Source organism: Shewanella sp. CAL98-MNA-CIBAN-0140 (assembly GCF_040309905.1).
Classification (GTDB): domain Bacteria; phylum Pseudomonadota; class Gammaproteobacteria; order Enterobacterales; family Shewanellaceae; genus Shewanella; species Shewanella psychromarinicola.
The window spans coordinates 21,742-40,489 of sequence record NZ_JBEOPI010000041.1; the positions used below are offsets into that span (position 1 = coordinate 21,742).

Here is an 18,748-nt window from a genome sequence, read left to right on the forward strand (position 1 = left end):
GTTCTCTCCCAATGGATTTAGGCATTAGTTAGCCTTGAGAAGGTATATCACAATGTATTTTTCCGTTAGTGATTTAATTCAAGTAATTGAGTTGTATGTTATTGCAAAGGTTATAAATGTGAACGATATGACAAACCTTAGGGTACTTTTATTTGTACTCGATCCGCGTAGGTCTTGAGCAGTGCATTTAATCGGTTTACGTTATTCGAAAGTCACTATCTAACGGCAATGTGGAACGTGTAGATTGAATCAAAATCTACAGTAAGAGTGGACGTTTTTCGTTAAACAAGCTAAATACTGAACAACGATTCATTACGATTGATAAGTCACACAAGCCGTTTTTATCTGTCAATCACGGCCTATGCTTACTGGCTTTAACCAATAAATAACGAATGGCTGCGTCGTTACATTGCACCAGTTGCCAGCGCTGGCAGTTGTTGAATGTTGCATAGTGTTCAATGGCATCGACAAATGCGGCTATAAACGCCTCTCTATCGGTAGTGTCACTCATGCTTATATCTGTAGAGTGATCATCAAAAGCATCTGCTTCAAAGCTGATTTGTTGCAGTAACAAGCACTGATTTTTACGGTCGGCTTTAACATCAACACGGCCAACAAAGCGGTCGCGCCAGAGGATAGGCAGTGAGTAATAGCCAAATTGACGTTTTGCTTCAGGCACATACACTTCGATTTGATAGTTAAACCCAAACCACTGCTTAAGCTTTTGGCGTTGAATGACTAAATTATCAAACGGATTAAGCAGCCAGACTTTATTGGGTATCTTTATCGGTAATTGATGCTGAGGTTGGTAAAAGTAAACTTGTTGTGTGTTGGAGCTGGATGCAGTAAAGCTGGCGATATCACCTTGCTCGCACATTTGCGCCAATGTTTTACTGAGTAGCGGTTTAAGGCCTTTGCGTAAATATTGTATTTGCTGCAAATTACCAAAGCCGTGGGCGGATAAATAACGGTGGATCAAGTGTTGGGCAAATTCGGTATCACTAGGTACTGTAGTGTCGATATGCTTGGGGAGTACTCGCTCGGTTAAGTCATACACCTTTTGAAACTTGTCGCGCCTAGCGACCATTAACTCGCCTTGCATAAACAATTGCTCAAGGGCTTTTTTTGCCGGTTTCCAGTCCCACCAAGTGCCATTGGGGGTATCTGATCTATGGGTAAACTGACTGGATTTTAATGGACCCTCGCTGCTAATACGGGCTTTAACTTCGCGCATGACTTTATGTTCGGGTTCAAACCAATGTGTGCCACCTTGTTGTAAATGCTGCTTGCGATATAGGCTAAAACGGTAATCATCGATGGGCAGATATGCGGCCGCATGTGACCAATATTCAAATACGGTTTTATTGCGCATTGCCTGGTCAAGCATGGTGGTCGAATAATCGGGCAGGCGAGTGTGTAATACATGATGATGCGCGCGTTCGACCACATTAATCGAGTCGATTTGCACATAACTTAATTGCTGCAGTAATGCGCTTAACGAGGTGGCGGGTTGTAATAACCCTTGTTGCTGCATATTGAGTTGGAGCCACTGCTTAGCTGAGTAGGGGTTTGTCATTAAATGCCTTTTTGATAAGTAATCGATAACATAGTCGACATTAGGCCGCAGTGCACACATAAGTGTATCAAAGGTGTGCATTTGTTTGCTTGCATGATGCATTTTTTGAGGCGTTTTTGACGACTTGGCAGTAACGCTTGTCATGTTAACGTATTTGAGCCTTATCAATCTGATAAATTAATGCACCCCATATGCGCGCACAAAAGTCATGATAGCAATTTCTGTCCAACGTTCTTGTAAGCTGGGTTCTACGGGCTTATCTGGGTGAGTTAAACGATACAAATGCAATTCACTGCGCATCAAGGCAATAAATACTTCTGCCGCTTCTTGTTCGTTAATATCGTTTAAATTAATTTCATTGGCGTTGTTGGCGTAAGATAAACAGGTAGCCACCATGGATTTCACAACATTAGGGCCAGACCGATAAAACATGTGGCCAAGCGACGGAAAGCGGGGCGCTTCGGCGACAACGATGCGGTACAGTGCTAGGGCGGAGTCTGACAAGATGACGTTGAGGTAAGCGTGACCTAACAGTCGTAGGCTTTGGTTGATATTACCTGGGGTAAATTCAATGTCTTGGATTGATGCTGTAAACATGGCGCATTCATTTTGAATGACGGCCAAAAATAACGTTTCTTTATTGGCAAAATGAGCATATACCGTCGACTTTGATACCCCCGCTTCGCGTTGGATCATATCGGTTGTAGCGCCATTAAAGCCATGGGTTAAAAAAATCTTACTGGCTGCATGTATGACGGTACGTGCTTTGGGACCCAGATCTAAATTTAGTTGAGCGACAGTTTGTGGAACGTTCATCGATTTGTCCTCTTGACAATAATGCCTGATACTGACACCATATCAAACCGTACGGTACAGTTCAATTGCTTGATTCAATTTTAAGAAGTAGACGCTAAATGTTTCGTTGAGTGATGCCTTAGTGCTAACCAACGATTTTTTATTGCCTTTGCATTGAACCGAGCGGTACAGTTTAGTTTTGATTGTGGATTAACGAGAGTGAAAAACGATGTCTAATTGCAAAAATATTCGTCCTTCAAGTTATGCAATAACCATGATGGTGTCGTTGGCGATGCTGTCAGGGTGTGCGGTAGGGCCAGATTTTGAAATACCAAACCATGAAATTGCACAGACGTTAACGCCTAGAACCGATTATGGTTTAAACCCGTCTCAAAACAGTCAAGATGTCGGTTGGCAGTGGTGGGCAATGTTTAACGATCCCATTTTGACGTCGCTCGAGTCGAAAGCTCAATCTGGTAATTTGGATTTGCAAATGGCTGGTAGCCGCATTGCACAAAGCCGTGCAGCATTAGGTATTACCGCGGCAGATCAGCAAATACGTGTTGCTTCCAATGCGAGTTATGCCCGTGAAGGTAACAGTGAAAACGGTAAAATGGTGGGGTTGGGTGCACCGTCAGCGGCGACTAATTATTGGACTGCAGGTTTTGATGCCAGTTGGGAGCTTGACTTATGGGGCCGAGCACAGCGTGCAACCGAAGGCGCGAACGCAAGACTTGAGGCGTCGATGTACCAACGTGAAGCGATGCGTGTCAGCTTATCTGCCGAAGTGGCCAAAACGTATTTGTTACTGCGTAATGCGCAAGCCCAATTAGCTATAACCCTTGAAAAACAATCGATAGCTAAGCGTGCGTTGGCATTGGTATTAAGCCGCGAAACCAATGGCGTAGGCACACATTTTGACACCATTACGGCGCAAACAAAGCTAGCCACACTTGAGGCGACGCTTCCTGAGTTGACCATGGGCAGTAATAAACTAATGAATGCTCTGGCATTGTTACTTGGTGAACAGCCGCGAGCGCTAGACGAATTGTTAGCAACCTCGGATTATCGCATGCAACTGCCCAGGGGCGTGCCACTTGAATGGCCATCGGACTTAGCGCAACGTCGTCCGGATATTCTTGAAGCGCAAGCACGTTTACATGCGTCGGTAGCGGCCATTGACGTTGCAGAAGCTGATTTTTATCCTCGTATTACCTTGTCTGGCAGCCTTGGGGTTGAGTCTTTTGATAGCAGTGATTTACTGGGGTGGGATTCTCGCTCATTTTCTGTTGGCCCTAAGGTGTATTTACCCATTTTTTCCGGTGGTAAGTTGACTCAACAACTTGAATTAACCAAAGAGCAACAGAAAAGCTCGGCGTTGAATTATCGTCAAACCGTGCTTGGAGCTTGGCATGAGGTTGATAACTCGATTGATGCGTGGCGTGCACAGCAGAGTCAGCATCAAAGATTATCGATTGCCCACCATTTCATTGAGCAAGCACTGAGTATGGTTGAGCGAAACTATCAACAAGGTAGCAGCGATTATTTAAGTGTGTTGCAGCAACAAAGCAATGTGTTCAATAGCCAGATTCAACTTAATAACAGTACAACTCAAGCTGAAATGGCAGTGGTGACTTTGTATAAAGCACTGGGTGGTGGTTGGGATAACAGCCTTATGCAAGCACACGATGGCGCCATATCTGTCGCCGCACTTGGGGAGGCTAAATGAACTCTGCAGTACTTCCTGATCAAGTCGCCGCAGCTCCTACACACAAAGCCGGAGTGCCAAAGCAGGTTATTGCTGGGCTAATTGGTATTTTTATTGCGGCCATGATGTCGGGCTTAAACAATCGGGTTGGTGCGCTCGGTTTAGCTGATGTGCGTGGTGTGATGGGCGTCAGCTCAGACGATGGCTCTTGGCTTTCGACCGCATATGCCATGGGTGAACTGATTGCTATGCCGTTTGCGGCTTGGTTTGCTATTACCTTGTCGGTTAGGCGTTTTCATCTGTCGATGGTGTTTATTTGTGCGCTAATTGCGGCCATTTTGCCTTTTATTCAAAACCTAAATTTACTGATTGCATTACGTTTTGTACAAGGCATTAGTAGTGGTGCCTTGATCCCTATTCTGATGATGGCGGCACTTAAGTTTCTTCCGCCACATATTCGTTTACATGGCTTGGCGCTGTATGCGATGACCGCGACTTTTGCGCCTAATCTTTCGATTTGGTTAACCGGTATGTGGACTGACGGTTTGTCTGACTGGCGCTGGATATATTGGCAGGTCATTCCTTTGTGCGCCTTGGCGGGGGTATTTGTCGGGTGGGGCTTACCACATGAAAAGGTCAAGTATGATCGATTTTCTGAAGGTAATTGGTTGGGAATGGTTTGCGGGGTGGCATCGTTGTTATTGCTCACTATCGCGCTAGATCAAGGTGTGCGCCTAGATTGGTTTAATTCACCTTTGATTGTGGTGTCATTAATCGGCGGGCTTATATTGTTTGGCAGTTATACGTTCACCGAGTGGCATCATCATGCTCCGTTTATTAAACCTCAATTAATGGGCCGTCGAAACCTATTTATTGGCACTATTTTGTTAACTTTTTTACTTGTAGTACTGATGTCAGGATCGTTACTTCCCGCTAGCTACTTGGCAGGGTTACAAGATTACCGGGCGATGCAAATTGCGCCTATAGGGTTATTAATTGCCCTGCCGCAGTTAGTGTTAGGGTCTGTGGTTGCTTTTCTTTTGTATCAAAAGTGGGTCGATGCGCGGGTTATTTTGGCGTTGGGTTTAGTGCTTATTGCCCTGGCTTGTTTTTCTGGCGCGCAGCTTACACCGCAGTGGAACCGCGACCAATTTATTTTTACTCAGTTACTCCAAGCCTTGGGTCAGCCTATGGCCGTGGTGTCGATTTTATTTTTAATGACCAGTGTTTTACACGCCAGTGAAGGCCCGTATTTTTCTGGGGCTATTAACACCTTTAGGGTATTTGGTTCGCTTATTGGTGGGGCGGTGGTTGGCCAATTAATGACGGTACGCAGTCGATTTCATAGCGAGATGTTGCTTGATCATGCTGGTCTTGTGGATGGTTCGATTCCACAAGCCTTAGATGTATCGGCACTGGGCACTGCAGTGGCACAGCAATCTATGGTGTTGTCTGTGATTGATGCTTATTGGGTACTGGGTGTTTTGGCACTAATGTTAATCCCGTTGGCATTTATGATGACTCATGTGCCTGCACCGGATCTTAGCAAATCTTAAGTTTATATTTTTCAAGTGAGTAATTACAAATGGCATTATCTAAATCAATGAAAGTCACCGTAGTAGCCAGTTTATTAGTGGTCGCGATTGGTGGTATTTTTTACCTAAACACACCCGAGTCAGCGAGTGCAACACAATCGACCGATGACGCGTATATTCAAGCCGATTTCACCATAGTGGCGCCCCAAATCGCCGGTAAAATTAGCCAGGTATTGGTTGATGACAATCAGGTGGTCAAGCAGGGCGATATTATTGCCATTATTGACGACCGTGATTTTGTTGCCGCAGTGAAAACCGCTGCCGCACAAGTGGTTAGTGCGCAAGCCAGTATTAACAGCCTGCAGGCTAAGCTTATCCATCAGGCATCGGTCATTAAACAAGCTCGGGCAACGTTAGATGCCAATTTTTTTGCGCTTAAATTGGCTAATTTTAATCTTGAGCGTTATCGCAACTTGGCGTTAGACGGTTCTGGCACTGTGCAGGCGCGACAAGAAGCTGAAGCGCAAGTGAGTATTCAGCAAGCTAACTTACGCAAAAACGAGGCGGGTTTACTGGCGGCTAAGCAAGATAAAGATATTCAATATGCCGATATTGATAAAGCAAAGGCTGTTCTACAGCAAGCTAATTCGATATTAGATGTGGCCAATTTGACGTTATCATATACTCAAATTAGTGCGCCAATTGACGGTATAGTGGGTAAAAAATCGCTACGAGTTGGCAGCTATGTTAATCCTGGGGTACCGCTATTGGCTGTGGTGCCGCTTGATGAGGTTTATGTGTATGCTAATTTTAGAGAAACTCAACTGGCGAATGTAACCGCAGGCCAATTGGTGAACATAGCGGTAGATGCATTACCGGGTACAGTATTAACAGGCCATGTTGATAGTATCGCACCAGCCAGTGGCGTCAGTTATTCTGCGGTGGCACCCCATAATGCGACAGGTAACTTTACCAAAATTGTTCAGCGTTTACAGGTTAAAATCAACATTGATGACGGGCAAGCTGATACCGCTCAACTACGTGTCGGCATGTCAGTGGTACCCACTATTAGTACTAATAACGGCTAGATTTAGCATTAATAACCGCCAGATTTAGCGATATTTATCTTTGCTACTTGGGTGTGAGTTTTAGTCTTGGCCATTTGGTCACGACATTAGTTTATAACTAGGATCTAGCTTGAGCTGGCAAGAGAGTATGACAGACCATTATTGACGTTTTTTTTACGCGCTATAGCGTGTTAGTGGTCATTTAACGGTGGCAACCTTAGTTATTATTGGTCGTTTATATCTTGGCTTAATTCATCCCTATTTAAAACATTAACAACATTAAGCCCAGCAAATACTGGGCTTAATGTTTTTACGTTACAAATGTTGGAGCCAAAAAAGTTATTCGACGTTTTGAATTTGCTCGCGCATTTGCTCAATCAATACTTTTAACTCTACTGCGGCCGAGGTGATTTCGGCGCTAATGGATTTTGAGGCTAAGGTATTTGATTCGCGATTAAATTCTTGCATCATAAAGTCTAAACGACGGCCTTCGCTGCCACCCTTTTTGAGGATGCGGCGGGCTTCGGTGACGTGGGCTTCAAGACGGTCCATTTCTTCGGCGACATCTTGTTTTTGCGCCAGCAGTACCATTTCCTGTTCTACACGGGTAGAGTCTAATTCGCCGACGATGTCTGCTAAGCGATTAGTGAGTTTTTCGCGTTGGTACTGCATCACGGTTGGCATGTGTTCACGCACAATCGTCACTTGCTTCATAACGCCGTCTAAGCGAGTCAGTAGCATGTCTTTAATCGCTTCGCCTTCGCGGCCACGGGCTTCGATAAACTGATCGACAGCGCTGTCAAACGCGGTCATTAGCTCGGCACCCATGCTGTCCATATCTTGCTCAGCAGCGGAGAGAACCCCAGGCCAACGCAACACATCAGTTAGGCTAAGTTCGCCTTGTCCGGCTTCTTGTTTTAACCAATTGGCAGCGTTAAGCAATTGCTTGGCTAAGTCTTGATTAAGTTGCAATTCATTATTGCTGCTGTCGACGAGTTCATAACGTAAATTAACTTCTACTTTGCCGCGGTTTAGGCGTTTACGTAGACGATCGCGTAAGACAGGTTCAAAGCTGCGAAACTGCTCAGGTAGGCGCAGGTAGGTTTCTAAGTAGCGCTGGTTGACTGAGCGGATTTCCCATGAGGCGGTACCCCATTGTGCTTTGTGCTCGATACGAGCGAAAGCTGTCATGCTTTGGATCATGAAATGTCCTGTTATATTATTACGCGAATGTGGGTTGATTATAGCCGTTTTAGGTGACTAGGTTAAAGGATTAGTCGATAGATTTTTGGCTTGGCATAGTATCTAACGGCATGAAGCTCTATAATACGCCCTCAAATATGATCTAAAATCGACTACAGGACTTTTCATGCGCCCAAGTAACCGTACACCTGCTCAAACTCGCCCGATCACTATTACGCGTTCTTTTACTGCACATGCTGAAGGCTCTGTTTTAGTCGAATTTGGCGACACAAAAGTGTTATGTACCGCGAGCTTTACCGAAGGCGTGCCGCGTTTTCTTAAAGGTCAGGGTCAAGGTTGGGTAACAGCTGAATACGGTATGTTACCGCGTTCAACTCATAGCCGTATGGACCGTGAGGCCGCTCGTGGTAAGCAATCTGGCCGTACTCAAGAGATCCAACGTTTAATTGGCCGCGCATTACGTGCTGCGGTTGATATGAAATTATTGGGTGAAAACACTATCGTTATCGATTGTGATGTGATTCAAGCTGATGGTGGTACGCGTACTGCTGCCATTACGGGTGCGTGTGTGGCATTGGTTGATGCGCTTAACTGGGCGCGTGGCAAAGGCATTATTAAAGCTAACCCGCTTAAGTTTTTAATTGCCGCTGTGAGCGTGGGTATTTATAAAGGCGAAACGATCAGTGATTTAGAATACATTGAAGACAGCGCTGCAGAAACTGATATGAACGTAGTGATGACCGAAACCGGTAAAATTATTGAAATTCAAGGTACTGCAGAAGGCGAGCCATTCAGCCATGAAGAGTTGCTTGAGTTGTTAGTGTTAGCTAAAAACAGTATTCGCGAAATTGTCGATGTGCAAAAAGCCGCATTAAGTTAATATGCAGTTGAAAAATGAGGACCGATTACGGTCCTTTTTTTTAGCCTGAAAATTGATCATAGAGGACTAACCGTGAAAGCCTATCAACGCGAATTTATTGAGTTTGCTTTAGCCCGCCAAGTGTTACGTTTTGGTGAGTTTACCCTTAAATCTGGCCGTACTAGCCCGTACTTCTTTAATGCTGGACTGTTTAATACGGGTAAAGACTTGGCACGTTTAGGCCGTTTTTATGCCGCGGCGTTAATGGACTCGGGTATTGAGTTCGATTTGTTATTTGGCCCTGCGTACAAAGGTATTCCGATTGCGACTACCACCGCAGTTGCCTTGTGCGATCATCACGATGTGGACATTCCCTATTGTTTCAACCGCAAAGAAGCCAAAACCCACGGCGAAGGTGGCAGTTTGGTGGGCAGCGAGCTCAAAGGCAAAGTGATGCTGGTGGATGATGTGATCACTGCAGGTACCGCTATTCGTGAGTCGATGGAGATTATTAATGCCCATAATGCACAGCTTGCCGGTGTATTGATTGCATTAGATCGTCAAGAAAAAGGCCCGGGTGAGTTGTCGGCGATCCAAGAAGTTGAGCGCGACTTTGGCTGCCAAATTGTGTCGATTATTAAGTTGGCTGATTTAATCTGTTACTTGTCTGAAAAACCGGGCATGGAAGCTGAGTTAGCATCCGTTAGCGCTTATCGTGAGCAATACGGGATTTAATCTTTTCTGTTAATCTTTTCTATTTATCATCCTAAACAACAACGCAGCCTTAGATGGCTGCGTTAGTCGGCTGCGTTTTTTTATTGGCAATAACACTGAGTCATAGCCTATTTTACCAGATGTAAAAACTCGGCACGTGTCGCAGGGTTAGATTTAAACACGCCGCCCAATGCCGTGGTGGTCGTTGAGCTGGTTGAATCCATCACGCCACGTGATTTAACGCAGTAATGTACTGCATCCATTTTTACCGCTACGTCTTTGGTTTCAAGTAGGGTTTGCAGTGCCACTAACACTTGCTGGGTTAAGCGCTCTTGCACTTGTGGGCGTTGGGAAAAAAATCGTACGATACGATTAATTTTCGATAAGCCAATAATTTTGCTGCGGGGTAAGTAGGCTACTGTGGCTAATCCATCAATGGTCACTAGGTGATGCTCGCAGGTGCTGGTCAGACTGATGTCTTGCACCCGCACCATTTCATCGACACCCATTTTGTTTTCGATAACAGTGATCTTGGGGAAGTTTTCATAATCTAGGCCTGAGAATATTTCATCGACATACATTTTTGCAATACGCCGAGGGGTATCGACTAAGCTGTCATCTGATAAATCCAATGACATTAATGTCAGGATCTCTCTCATATGATGCTCAATTTTTACCTTACGTTGTTCTGGCGTCGAGGTTTTTGGCAACATAGGTGTTTCTAGCCCACGATCTTTCAGCGCGGCTTGTACTTTTATTGCGGCTTCACTTAGTGCCATATATCCTCCAACAACCCTGTCATACTGCGATAAGTATATCTTAAAAAGCCTTAGGACGCTTATGCCATAAGGGGAATGGAGAATAACGTGATTCGTTGCAAATTAACACTGTAGACGATAAAAAAGCCGACCCTTTTAGTCGGGTATCGGCTTTTTGAGGTGTAAACGCTTTGGCTATGACTATTTAACGTTTAGATTCTCTTTGATGAATTTAAGCATTATTTCATAATATTTAGCGCGATTTTCGGCATTGTAGAAGCCATGACCTTCTTTTTCCCAGATTTCTTTTTGGAATGGGTAATTGGCTTGATTTAAGGCTTTTTCCATTGCTTCAAATTGCTCTATGGGTGCACGTTCATCTTCTTCACCATGAATTAATAACACTTTGGCCTTGAGCTTGCTGACATTGTGGGTTGGCGACATTGTCTGTAGTTGTTGGGTATTTGTACCGAGCACTTCTTTTAAAAATGCTTCCCCACCATAAGAGTCTGGAATATCGCCTGTGTTATACATTTGTTCTAAGTCGTATACTCCGGCAACACCAATGGCGCATTTGAACATATCGGGTGCTAACATCGGGCTGATTAGTGCTGAATATCCGCCAAAACTACCACCAGAAATACACACTCTATCTTTATCTACATAACCTTGGTCAATAACATATTGAGTTGCGTCGATAATGTCATATTGAATTTTACTTCCCCATGCGAGGTAGCCTGACTCCTCAAACGCTTTACCGTATCCACCTGAACCTCGGAAGTTAACTTGTAATACCGCTATTCCATTTTGTGCGAGTAATTGATTTTCTGGATTAAATACCCATAAGTCGCGTGGACCGTGCGGGCCACCATGAGGGTTAACTACAAGTGGCATATTTTTATGATCTTTAATGCCACTTGGAAGGGTTAAATAACCATGGATCGTTACACCGTCACGATTTGTGAAACTGATGGGGCGTACTTCAGACATCTCGCTTGGGTCAAGTGCTGCATTTCCAGCAAACAGGAATTTGAGTTTGAGTTTTTTACGATCAAACAGATAGTAGTCACCCGAGTTTTTATCATTCATTGCCGCAACGATGAGTGTGTTACCGTCGATGGTTTCGCTTACGATACGAATACGATGATCAGGAATTGCTGCCATAAGCTGCTGCAATGCTTTGGCTTTAGCACTTTCGGTATCGACAAATTGGTATTCTGGGTAACCGTTTTCAAACTCTACCGCGTAGAGTGTGTTTGTTTGTCCGCTAATCCAAGTCATAAATGGGTCAACAACATCATGTTGGATGATTTTTTTATGTTTCGCCGTTGCAAGTTCTACTTCATAAATCGCCTGAGTAGCGCCTTCACCGTGTGCAATAGCATAAATTGATTTGTTGTCTTCGGTGAACGAAATAGGGTAGAAATCTGTTAGTCCGCCTTTTATTCTTTCAGCATCAACCCATTCACCATTTTCATAGTAGAAGAGCTGATCATCGTTTTTGTTATCTCGTGCAAAGCTAAAGCGAACGTCTTCTTTATTATCAACAAGGAAACCTGCATTGGCGATAGGTGACGTGGTAAGGCGTTTGCGTTTACCGGAATAGACATTGACTCGGTATACAAGGGTGTAAGAATAGTTAAGGCCATTCCAAGGATATGCCATAACATAGATATATTTATCATCATCTTTTAACGTGTCTAAAACAAATGCGCTTGCTCGGATAGTTTCATTACTGGAAATGCTTGTGCCAGTTGAGGAACCGCCATTATAACCGAACAGGTACTTAGATTTGCTGCCGTCATAATTTACCGCCAGTAACTCCCCGTAATAATCAGAAACCTCACGTTGTGCGTGCTTATAGAGTTTTTGTAATACAATCCGCTCATCATTCACCCAATAGTAACTACCAACTTCTTCATCACCACTAAATTTGACTGCATTAGTCGGCTTCATGGTTTCAAGGTTTAGGATTAATAGGGTGCGCTTTTCATCTTCAATTAAAATAACGCCAAGGTGTTTACCATCGGGTGATATTTTGACTTCAGAGAATTCGGAATCAGCACTAAAATCTTTGATCTGAGGACTAGCAAAAGTGTGAGAGGTAAAAAGAATAAGCAAACAGCAAGTGAGGTATAAAATACGCAGCATGACTACAATCCGTGTAATAAATGTTAAAAGTGTAACGGTATTGTATTTAATTCAAGTGATCAGAGCAATACGTACTCACTATTTATTCATTGAAATGAGGTAGAATATGAACGTGTATTACGACTTTTAATTTATGTTAATACCCATTTTATTGGCCTCTTTGCGCAGTAGAATTTGCTTGAAAGTCATAAAACAGGCACAAAAAAGCCGACCCCCCGTTAACTGAGTCTCGGCTTGTTGAAATAATATTTATTAGCTCATTACGATTTAATGTTTAGGTTCTTTTTAAGGAATAGAAGCATTTTTTCATAATATTGGGCACGATTGTCATCATTGTAGAAACCATGGCCTTCATCATCCATCACCAGTTTTTCATAGGGATAATCACGTGCTTTAAGGGCTTTTTCTAATGATTCTAGCTGTTCAATGGGCGCTCGTTCATCGTCACCGCCATGTACTAGAAGCAAGTTTGCTTTAAGCTTATCTACATTCTCTGAGGGAGACATCGCTCTTAGTACTTCACTATTTTGACCTAAAACATTTTTAAGGTAACTAGTTCCCGAAGCACTACTTGCAATATCTCCTTCATCGAACATTAACTCTAAATTATAAATCCCTGCAAAACCGATAGCGCATTTGAACAGATCTGGTTCAAGTATTGCGCTTTGCAATGCACTATAACCCCCAAAACTACCACCAGAAATACAGATACGGTTTTTATCTACATAACCTTGCTCAATGACGTAATGAGTGGCGTCGAGAATGTCATATTGTACTTCTGAACCCCATTTTTGGAATCCAGCTTGTTCAAAATTTTGTCCAAAACCACCTGAACCACGGAAATTGACTTGTAATACCGCCATCCCTTGATTTGCTAGCATTTGGTTTTGAGTATTAAATCCCCATTCATCTCTTATTCCATGCGGACCACCATGGGGGTTGACCACAAGAGGGAGGTTTGTCGCTTCTTTACCATAAGGTAATGTTAAATAACCGTTAATTATTTTACCGTCTCGGCTGGTAAAACTAATTGGCTTCACTTCTGACATTCGCGTTGGGTCGAGCCATTTCTTGGCAGAGGCTAAGTGTTGGAGTGTGAGCGCCTCGGTATCAAATATATAATAATCACCAGGATTCCGATCGTTAAATGCCACCACGATGAGTTTTTCTGAATGACGAGTTTCGCTAACGATACGAACTTGATGGCCAGGTAATGATGCGAGCAACTGTTTTAGCAATTTTGAATGACTGTCTTCTGGATTGACGAAAGCGTAAGACGGATAACCATTTTCAAATTCAACTGCATAGAGTTTTTTGGTCGTTTGGTTTATCCAGTAATTACTGGGATCACTTTTGTCATCTTTAATAATTTGTGTTTTTTCACCTGTTTCTAGATTTATTTCATAAATCCCTAAGGTTTCGCCTTTTACCCGAGCTGCTGCATAAATACTGTTTTTATTTTCGGCAAAAGATATTGGGTAGAAATCATCTAAATTGAGTTTGAGCTTATCGGTGTTAAGCCATTCGCGGTCTTGACGATAAAATACTTTTGTTATGTTGTTTTCATCTTCGCCTGCAACAAAGCGTACTTCACCATCATGATCGGTTAAAAATCGAGAGTAACCTATAGGCGAAGTGGTGACTTTTCTGCGGAACCCTTTGTATAAATTTACACGGTATACAGTTTGTGATAATTCATAGTTTAAAGAATTCGACTCATTCCATGGGATTGCATTGACGAGCATATAGCGGTCGTCATCGGGGAGGGGATCTAAAATAAAAGCAGTTGCTCTTATCGGGGTATTTTTTTTCAGATGTGAGCCAGTTTGTTGCTCGCCGCTATTAAAACCAAAAAGGTAAGTTGCTCTTGATCCATCGGCATTAACAGCCATTAGCTCACCATAATACAGCGGTACGTCACTCCAACCTTTTAAGTATTCTTTTTGCAAGACGATTCGTTCATTATTTACCCAAGCGTAATCACCCACTTGGGCATTGCTAGGGAAAAATATCGCGTGATGTATTTGTTTTGTTTTAGCATTTAATATCAGTAGTTTGTCTTTGCCATCGTGCTTGGTTATTGCACTAATATATTCGCCTGTTGGAGATATTTTTACATTGCTAAATTCAGCCCCTCGGCTAAATAGCTGTGCAGTAGAAAGACTTTCTGCAGCAAATGCATGGGTGAATAGGCCACCACAGACAAGTAACATAATGGTTAGGTATTTGGTGAAAATCATGAGACATCCTTGTTTAATCATTCGTTCTTACTTCGTTCTTACTTCGTTCTTACTTCGTTCTTACTTTGTTTTTATGTGGTATAAATATTCGATTTGATACGGTTTAAGGGTAAAGGAAGAGTCAGTAGCATTGGCCGAAAAAGGACCGAACTAGATCCTTTATCTATGCGATATTAACTTCTTAATAATTGCTGCTGAATAAAGGTCCATTGCTCATCAAAGTGGAGCGTTGGTTTTTGTTTAAACTCGCTGCGGACAAACTGTGAAATTCTGCCTTCTACAAAAGCGAGTAATAGATTGGCGAGAACGGCTTCGTCGAGGTTAAAGCCTACGCCTTCGCGTAAGGTCTTTTCGCGCAGAATTTGTTTTATTTGGGTTTCAATTTTGGCAAATAGCACATCGATTCGGCTACGTAAACGTTCGTTTTCACCCAGCAGAGCATCGCCATTTAATACGCGTGAAATACCAGGATTACGTTCAGAAAACACCAATAACAGCTGCAGTACCAATTGGCAGCGGGCCATGGTGTCTTTTTCTTCGTCCATGATGATATTGAGGCGTGACAAAATAGCGTCTTCAATAAACTCGATTAAGCCTTCGAACATTCGCGCTTTACTGGGGAAATGACGATACAGTGCCGCTTCTGATACACCGACTTCGGCAGCAAGTTTAGCTGTGGTAATACGTTGGCCTGGGCTGCTTTCGAGCATTTTTGCTAAGCATTGTAAAATATGCTCACGACGATTCATTTTAGGGCTTTCAGCCATTATCTGTTCCTTGGCTCAGTGACGACTAGAAAAGATTATTTGGTTCCTGAGTGACCAAATCCGCCTTCTCCACGATCTGAGCGATTAAACTCATCCACTAAGGTAAATGTTGCCTGTACCACGGGTACAAACATCAATTGGGCTAAACGATCGCCTATTTCGAGCGTGAATGGTTTATCACTTCGGTTCCAACATGACACCATTAATGGTCCTTGGTAATCGGAGTCAATTAAGCCCACTAAATTACCCAAAACGATGCCATGTTTATGACCCATACCTGAGCGTGGCAAGATAACCGCGGCAAGGCTTGGGTCGGCCACATGAATGGCAATACCCGTTGGAATTAATACCGTTTGGCCAGGTTCAATCACCATAGTGGTGTCGGTCATGGCACGTAAGTCCATGCCTGCGCTACCGGGAGTTGCGTAGGCTGGCAATGGAAATTCACTGCCAATACGCGAGTCGAGAATTTTTAGTTCAATGGGTGTTTTCATGATTTTTTTAATTGTTTTTCTATTAATGAGAGTAATTGGCGCGCCAGTGTTAGTTTGTCTGTTGCTGGTAGTTGTTGGCTGCCGTGTTGCCAAAATACCTGTAGTGCATTGCTATCGGCATTAAAGCCTAAGCCTTGAATAGAAACATCGTTAGCGGCAATCATATCGAGCTTTTTGCGTTGTAATTTACCGCGAGCGTATTGCTCCACATCGTTAGTTTCTGCTGCAAAACCGACAGTAAAAGGTCGAGGTGTGTGCTCGGCAACCGTGGCTAAGATATCAGGATTACGTACTAGTGCAAGCTGCATTTTGTCGGCTGATTTTTTGATTTTCTGCTCTGCTATATCGGCAATTCGATAATCCGCTACTGCGGCGCAGCCGATAAAAATATCATGCTGCTCAACCTGTTCCATCACTGCGTTAAGCATTTGCTGTGCAGAATCAACGTTAATACGAGTCACACCTGCTGGGGTTGCCAAGTTAACTGGACCAGACACTAATGTTACGCTGGCGCCCATTTCTGCTGCGGCTTGGGCTAAGGCAAAACCCATTTTCCCTGAGCTGTGGTTGGAAATATAACGCACAGGGTCTATCGCTTCGCGCGTTGGCCCGGCAGTAATGAGTAGTTGATGACCTTGAAGTGTTTTAGGACCAAAAAATTGTACCAGTTGTTCTGCCATCACCACGGGCTCTTGCATTCTGCCGGGGCCGACTTCACCGCAGGCTTGGCTACCCGATGCTGGGTGCCAAATTATCAGGCCTTTACGGACTAAATTGGCCATGTTCTCTTGGGTGGCAATATTTTGGTACATCTGTTGATTCATCGCTGGGCATACAATGACAGGCGCACTGGTGGCTAAGCAGGTTGTGGTTAATAAGTCATTAGCCATACCGGCATTGATCCGCGCGATTATGTTTGCTGTTGCTGGAGCAATTAATACCACCTCAGCCCAACGAGCGAGTTCGATATGACCCATAGCCGCTTCTGCTGCGGGATCAAGCAAGTCAGAGGCCACTGGGTTGCCAGAAAGCGCTTGTATGGTTAACGGGGTGATAAACGCCATGGCGCTTTGAGTCATAATGACTCGCACATCCGCGCCACGCTCTTTTAAACGGCGAATAAGGTCCGCGCTTTTATAGGCGGCAATGCCGCCACCAATTCCGAGTAATACTTTTTTATTTGTCAGCATGATGCACATTATCCGACTCAAATCTAATTACGGCTAACAATATCACAAACCTATGACAAGTGGCGCAGATCCAATCTCAAAAATATCAACCATACTGTAGTCATTAATTCGAACTCTGTTGTTGAAAAAGATAACCAGCCGTTGTGGGTGTGGTCATCGGGTATAGCGTCGAGTTAATGCGTGCAATTAAATCGCCACATTGAATATAAGGGACATTCATGGGAATTAAAGATTGGCCTCAAGGAGAAGGACCTCGAGACAAGTTACTGCTCAAAGGCGCTGGACATTTGTCTGATGCAGAATTGCTTGCGGTGTTATTGCGTAATGGTCTGGCGGGGCAAAATGCGGTGGATTTAGCCCGAGAGATGATCAGTCAGTTTGGTGGTTTGCGCAGTTTGCTGAGTGCATCGAAAAGCCAAGTGTGTAAATTAGCTGGCGTTGGACCGGTAAAATACGCTCAATTACAGGCCGCGGCCGAGATTTCTAAGCGAATTGCCCATGAAAATCTACAAAGAGGGCAAATTTTGACAAATCCTGATTTAACTCGGGACTATTTAATGAGACAATTAGGCGACCGATCCTATGAAGTGTTCGCCTTACTATTGTTGGATACCCAACATAGAGTCATTCAATTTGTAGAATTATTTCGTGGCACCATCGATTCCGCTTCTGTTTATCCTCGCGAGGTTGTAAGCCTTGTTTTGGAGAAAAAAGCAGCGGCAGTAATAGTGTGTCACAATCACCCGTCTGGCATCGCAGAGCCAAGTCAGGCTGATCGGCGAATAACTGAGCGAATAAAAAATGCATTGGCAACCATAGATGTTTCTTTGTTAGATCATATGGTTGTAGGTGATCAGGAGATAGTCTCCTTTGCTGAGCGAGGGTGGATAGTATAAACACTGCTTGATCTTATATGGTCAATCGTGTATAAAATGCGCCCTCTTTGTGCCTCGGGCGACGGCCATACGAGGCACATTAATGCTCGAGCGTTAAAAAATTGTTTTGGAGAAGATTGACATGTCAAGAGTATGCCAAGTAACTGGCAAGAAGCCAATGGTTGGTAACAACCGTTCGCACGCAAAAAATTCGACTCGTCGTCGTTTTTTACCTAACCTACAAAACCATCGTTTTTGGTTAGAAGAAGAAAAGCGTTTCGTGCAATTACGTGTATCTACTAAAGGTATTCGTATTATCGACAAAAAAGGTATTGAAGTAGTTGTTGCTGAACTTCGTGCCAGTGGCGAGAAGGTATAATAGAAAATGGCTAAATCTAAAGGTAATCGTGAGAAGATCAAATTAGTATCTAGTGCTAAAACTGGTCACTTCTACACTACTGAAAAGAACAAGCGTAACATGCCTGAAAAAATGGAAATCAAGAAATTTGATCCAGTCATTCGTCAGCACGTTATGTACAAAGAAGCTAAAATCAAGTAATTGATTTTTGATTCTTAAAAAAGCCCCTTAATAGGGGCTTTTTTTATGGCCGTTTAAAAATAGTCTATACTGAATAACACCTTAGACTGGCCACAAAAATGTTTGATAAGCGTTTATTATCCCAAGTTGTGCTAATTTACAGCGTGGATCTGATGTGATCATCATAAAGTCATTCTATTTCATGCCTATGCAGTTGGCTCAGTAAGAATGTATTGGCGTGTGAATTATTGCCAAATTTAACAATCTGTTAGGTATTT

At 43.4% G+C, this 18,748-nt stretch carries 17 protein-coding genes; 8 read left to right on the plus strand and 9 right to left on the minus strand.

Translation table 11 applies throughout. From position 1 onward, the window contains the following. Positions 1 to 352: 352 nt before the first annotated feature. Entirely contained in the window at positions 353 to 1,576 is a 1,224-nt protein-coding gene (locus AAEY93_RS17410) for a winged helix-turn-helix domain-containing protein (protein ID WP_351078654.1), read from the minus strand. Between the two features lie 177 nt (positions 1,577 to 1,753). Continuing rightward, a complete protein-coding gene (locus AAEY93_RS17415) occupies positions 1,754 to 2,392 on the minus strand; it encodes a TetR/AcrR family transcriptional regulator (protein WP_351078656.1) in 639 nt (212 codons plus the stop codon). A 208-nt stretch (positions 2,393 to 2,600) separates the two neighbouring features. Here AAEY93_RS17415 and AAEY93_RS17420 point away from each other — a divergent pair, with 208 nt between their 5' ends. From AAEY93_RS17420 to AAEY93_RS17430, 3 genes are read left to right on the plus strand one after another with little or no spacing between them, the layout of a single operon-like run. Then, positions 2,601 to 4,100: an efflux transporter outer membrane subunit gene (locus AAEY93_RS17420; protein WP_351078659.1), complete on the plus strand. Its 1,500-nt coding sequence runs from the start codon at positions 2,601 to 2,603 to the stop codon at positions 4,098 to 4,100. Beyond that, a complete protein-coding gene (locus tag AAEY93_RS17425; protein ID WP_351078662.1) occupies positions 4,097 to 5,635 on the plus strand; it encodes an MFS transporter in 1,539 nt (512 codons plus the stop codon). The genes AAEY93_RS17420 and AAEY93_RS17425 overlap by 4 nt, the downstream gene beginning before the upstream one ends. Before the next feature lie 29 nt (positions 5,636 to 5,664). Continuing rightward, positions 5,665 to 6,702, plus strand: a complete 1,038-nt coding sequence (locus tag AAEY93_RS17430; protein ID WP_351078665.1) for an HlyD family secretion protein — start codon at positions 5,665 to 5,667, stop codon at positions 6,700 to 6,702. A 318-nt stretch (positions 6,703 to 7,020) separates the two neighbouring features. Here AAEY93_RS17430 and AAEY93_RS17435 read toward each other — a convergent pair whose 3' ends face one another. Then, on the minus strand, positions 7,021 to 7,884 hold the full coding sequence (locus tag AAEY93_RS17435; RefSeq protein ID WP_351078668.1) for a YicC/YloC family endoribonuclease: 864 nt from the start codon (positions 7,882 to 7,884) through the stop codon (positions 7,021 to 7,023). A gap of 166 nt (positions 7,885 to 8,050) precedes the next feature. Here AAEY93_RS17435 and rph point away from each other — a divergent pair, with 166 nt between their 5' ends. Continuing rightward, positions 8,051 to 8,764, plus strand: a complete 714-nt coding sequence (rph, locus tag AAEY93_RS17440) for a ribonuclease PH (protein ID WP_101033273.1) — start codon at positions 8,051 to 8,053, stop codon at positions 8,762 to 8,764. Positions 8,765 to 8,836: 72 nt separating this feature from the next. Continuing rightward, a complete protein-coding gene (gene pyrE, locus AAEY93_RS17445; protein WP_351078671.1) occupies positions 8,837 to 9,478 on the plus strand; it encodes an orotate phosphoribosyltransferase in 642 nt (213 codons plus the stop codon). A 107-nt stretch (positions 9,479 to 9,585) separates the two neighbouring features. On the opposite strand, the gene folE is transcribed toward pyrE, so the two are convergent. The 6 genes from folE to coaBC form a co-directional block, all read right to left on the minus strand. Continuing rightward, entirely contained in the window at positions 9,586 to 10,236 is a 651-nt protein-coding gene (folE, locus tag AAEY93_RS17450; RefSeq protein WP_101033271.1) for a GTP cyclohydrolase I FolE, read from the minus strand. 180 nt (positions 10,237 to 10,416) lie between these two features. Continuing rightward, positions 10,417 to 12,366: an alpha/beta hydrolase family protein gene (locus AAEY93_RS17455; RefSeq protein ID WP_351078674.1), complete on the minus strand. Its 1,950-nt coding sequence runs from the start codon at positions 12,364 to 12,366 to the stop codon at positions 10,417 to 10,419. A gap of 260 nt (positions 12,367 to 12,626) precedes the next feature. Further along, positions 12,627 to 14,579: an alpha/beta hydrolase family protein gene (locus tag AAEY93_RS17460; protein ID WP_351078688.1), complete on the minus strand. Its 1,953-nt coding sequence runs from the start codon at positions 14,577 to 14,579 to the stop codon at positions 12,627 to 12,629. A 200-nt stretch (positions 14,580 to 14,779) separates the two neighbouring features. Beyond that, positions 14,780 to 15,373: a nucleoid occlusion factor SlmA gene (gene slmA, locus AAEY93_RS17465; protein WP_124012794.1), complete on the minus strand. Its 594-nt coding sequence runs from the start codon at positions 15,371 to 15,373 to the stop codon at positions 14,780 to 14,782. 35 nt (positions 15,374 to 15,408) lie between these two features. Beyond that, positions 15,409 to 15,867 (minus strand): dUTP diphosphatase, encoded by a 459-nt coding sequence (gene dut / locus AAEY93_RS17470; RefSeq protein ID WP_124012793.1) that lies wholly within the window; start codon positions 15,865 to 15,867, stop codon positions 15,409 to 15,411. Then, positions 15,864 to 17,060: a bifunctional phosphopantothenoylcysteine decarboxylase/phosphopantothenate--cysteine ligase CoaBC gene (gene coaBC, locus AAEY93_RS17475; RefSeq protein ID WP_124013006.1), complete on the minus strand. Its 1,197-nt coding sequence runs from the start codon at positions 17,058 to 17,060 to the stop codon at positions 15,864 to 15,866. Before coaBC ends, dut begins: the two co-directional genes overlap by 4 nt. 215 nt (positions 17,061 to 17,275) lie before the next feature. Here coaBC and radC point away from each other — a divergent pair, with 215 nt between their 5' ends. From radC to rpmG, 3 genes are all read left to right on the plus strand, one after another. Further along, the gene (gene radC, locus AAEY93_RS17480; protein ID WP_101033267.1) at positions 17,276 to 17,953 is read left to right on the plus strand and encodes a RadC family protein; all 678 of its coding nucleotides are present in this window, start codon (positions 17,276 to 17,278) and stop codon (positions 17,951 to 17,953) included. A 121-nt stretch (positions 17,954 to 18,074) separates the two neighbouring features. Next, positions 18,075 to 18,311 carry a 50S ribosomal protein L28 gene (gene rpmB, locus AAEY93_RS17485; RefSeq protein WP_101033266.1) on the plus strand — a complete coding sequence of 79 codons (237 nt, stop codon included), beginning with the start codon at positions 18,075 to 18,077 and terminating at the stop codon, positions 18,309 to 18,311. A gap of 6 nt (positions 18,312 to 18,317) precedes the next feature. After that, positions 18,318 to 18,491: a 50S ribosomal protein L33 gene (rpmG, locus tag AAEY93_RS17490; protein WP_011494790.1), complete on the plus strand. Its 174-nt coding sequence runs from the start codon at positions 18,318 to 18,320 to the stop codon at positions 18,489 to 18,491. Positions 18,492 to 18,748: the final 257 nt, after the last annotated feature.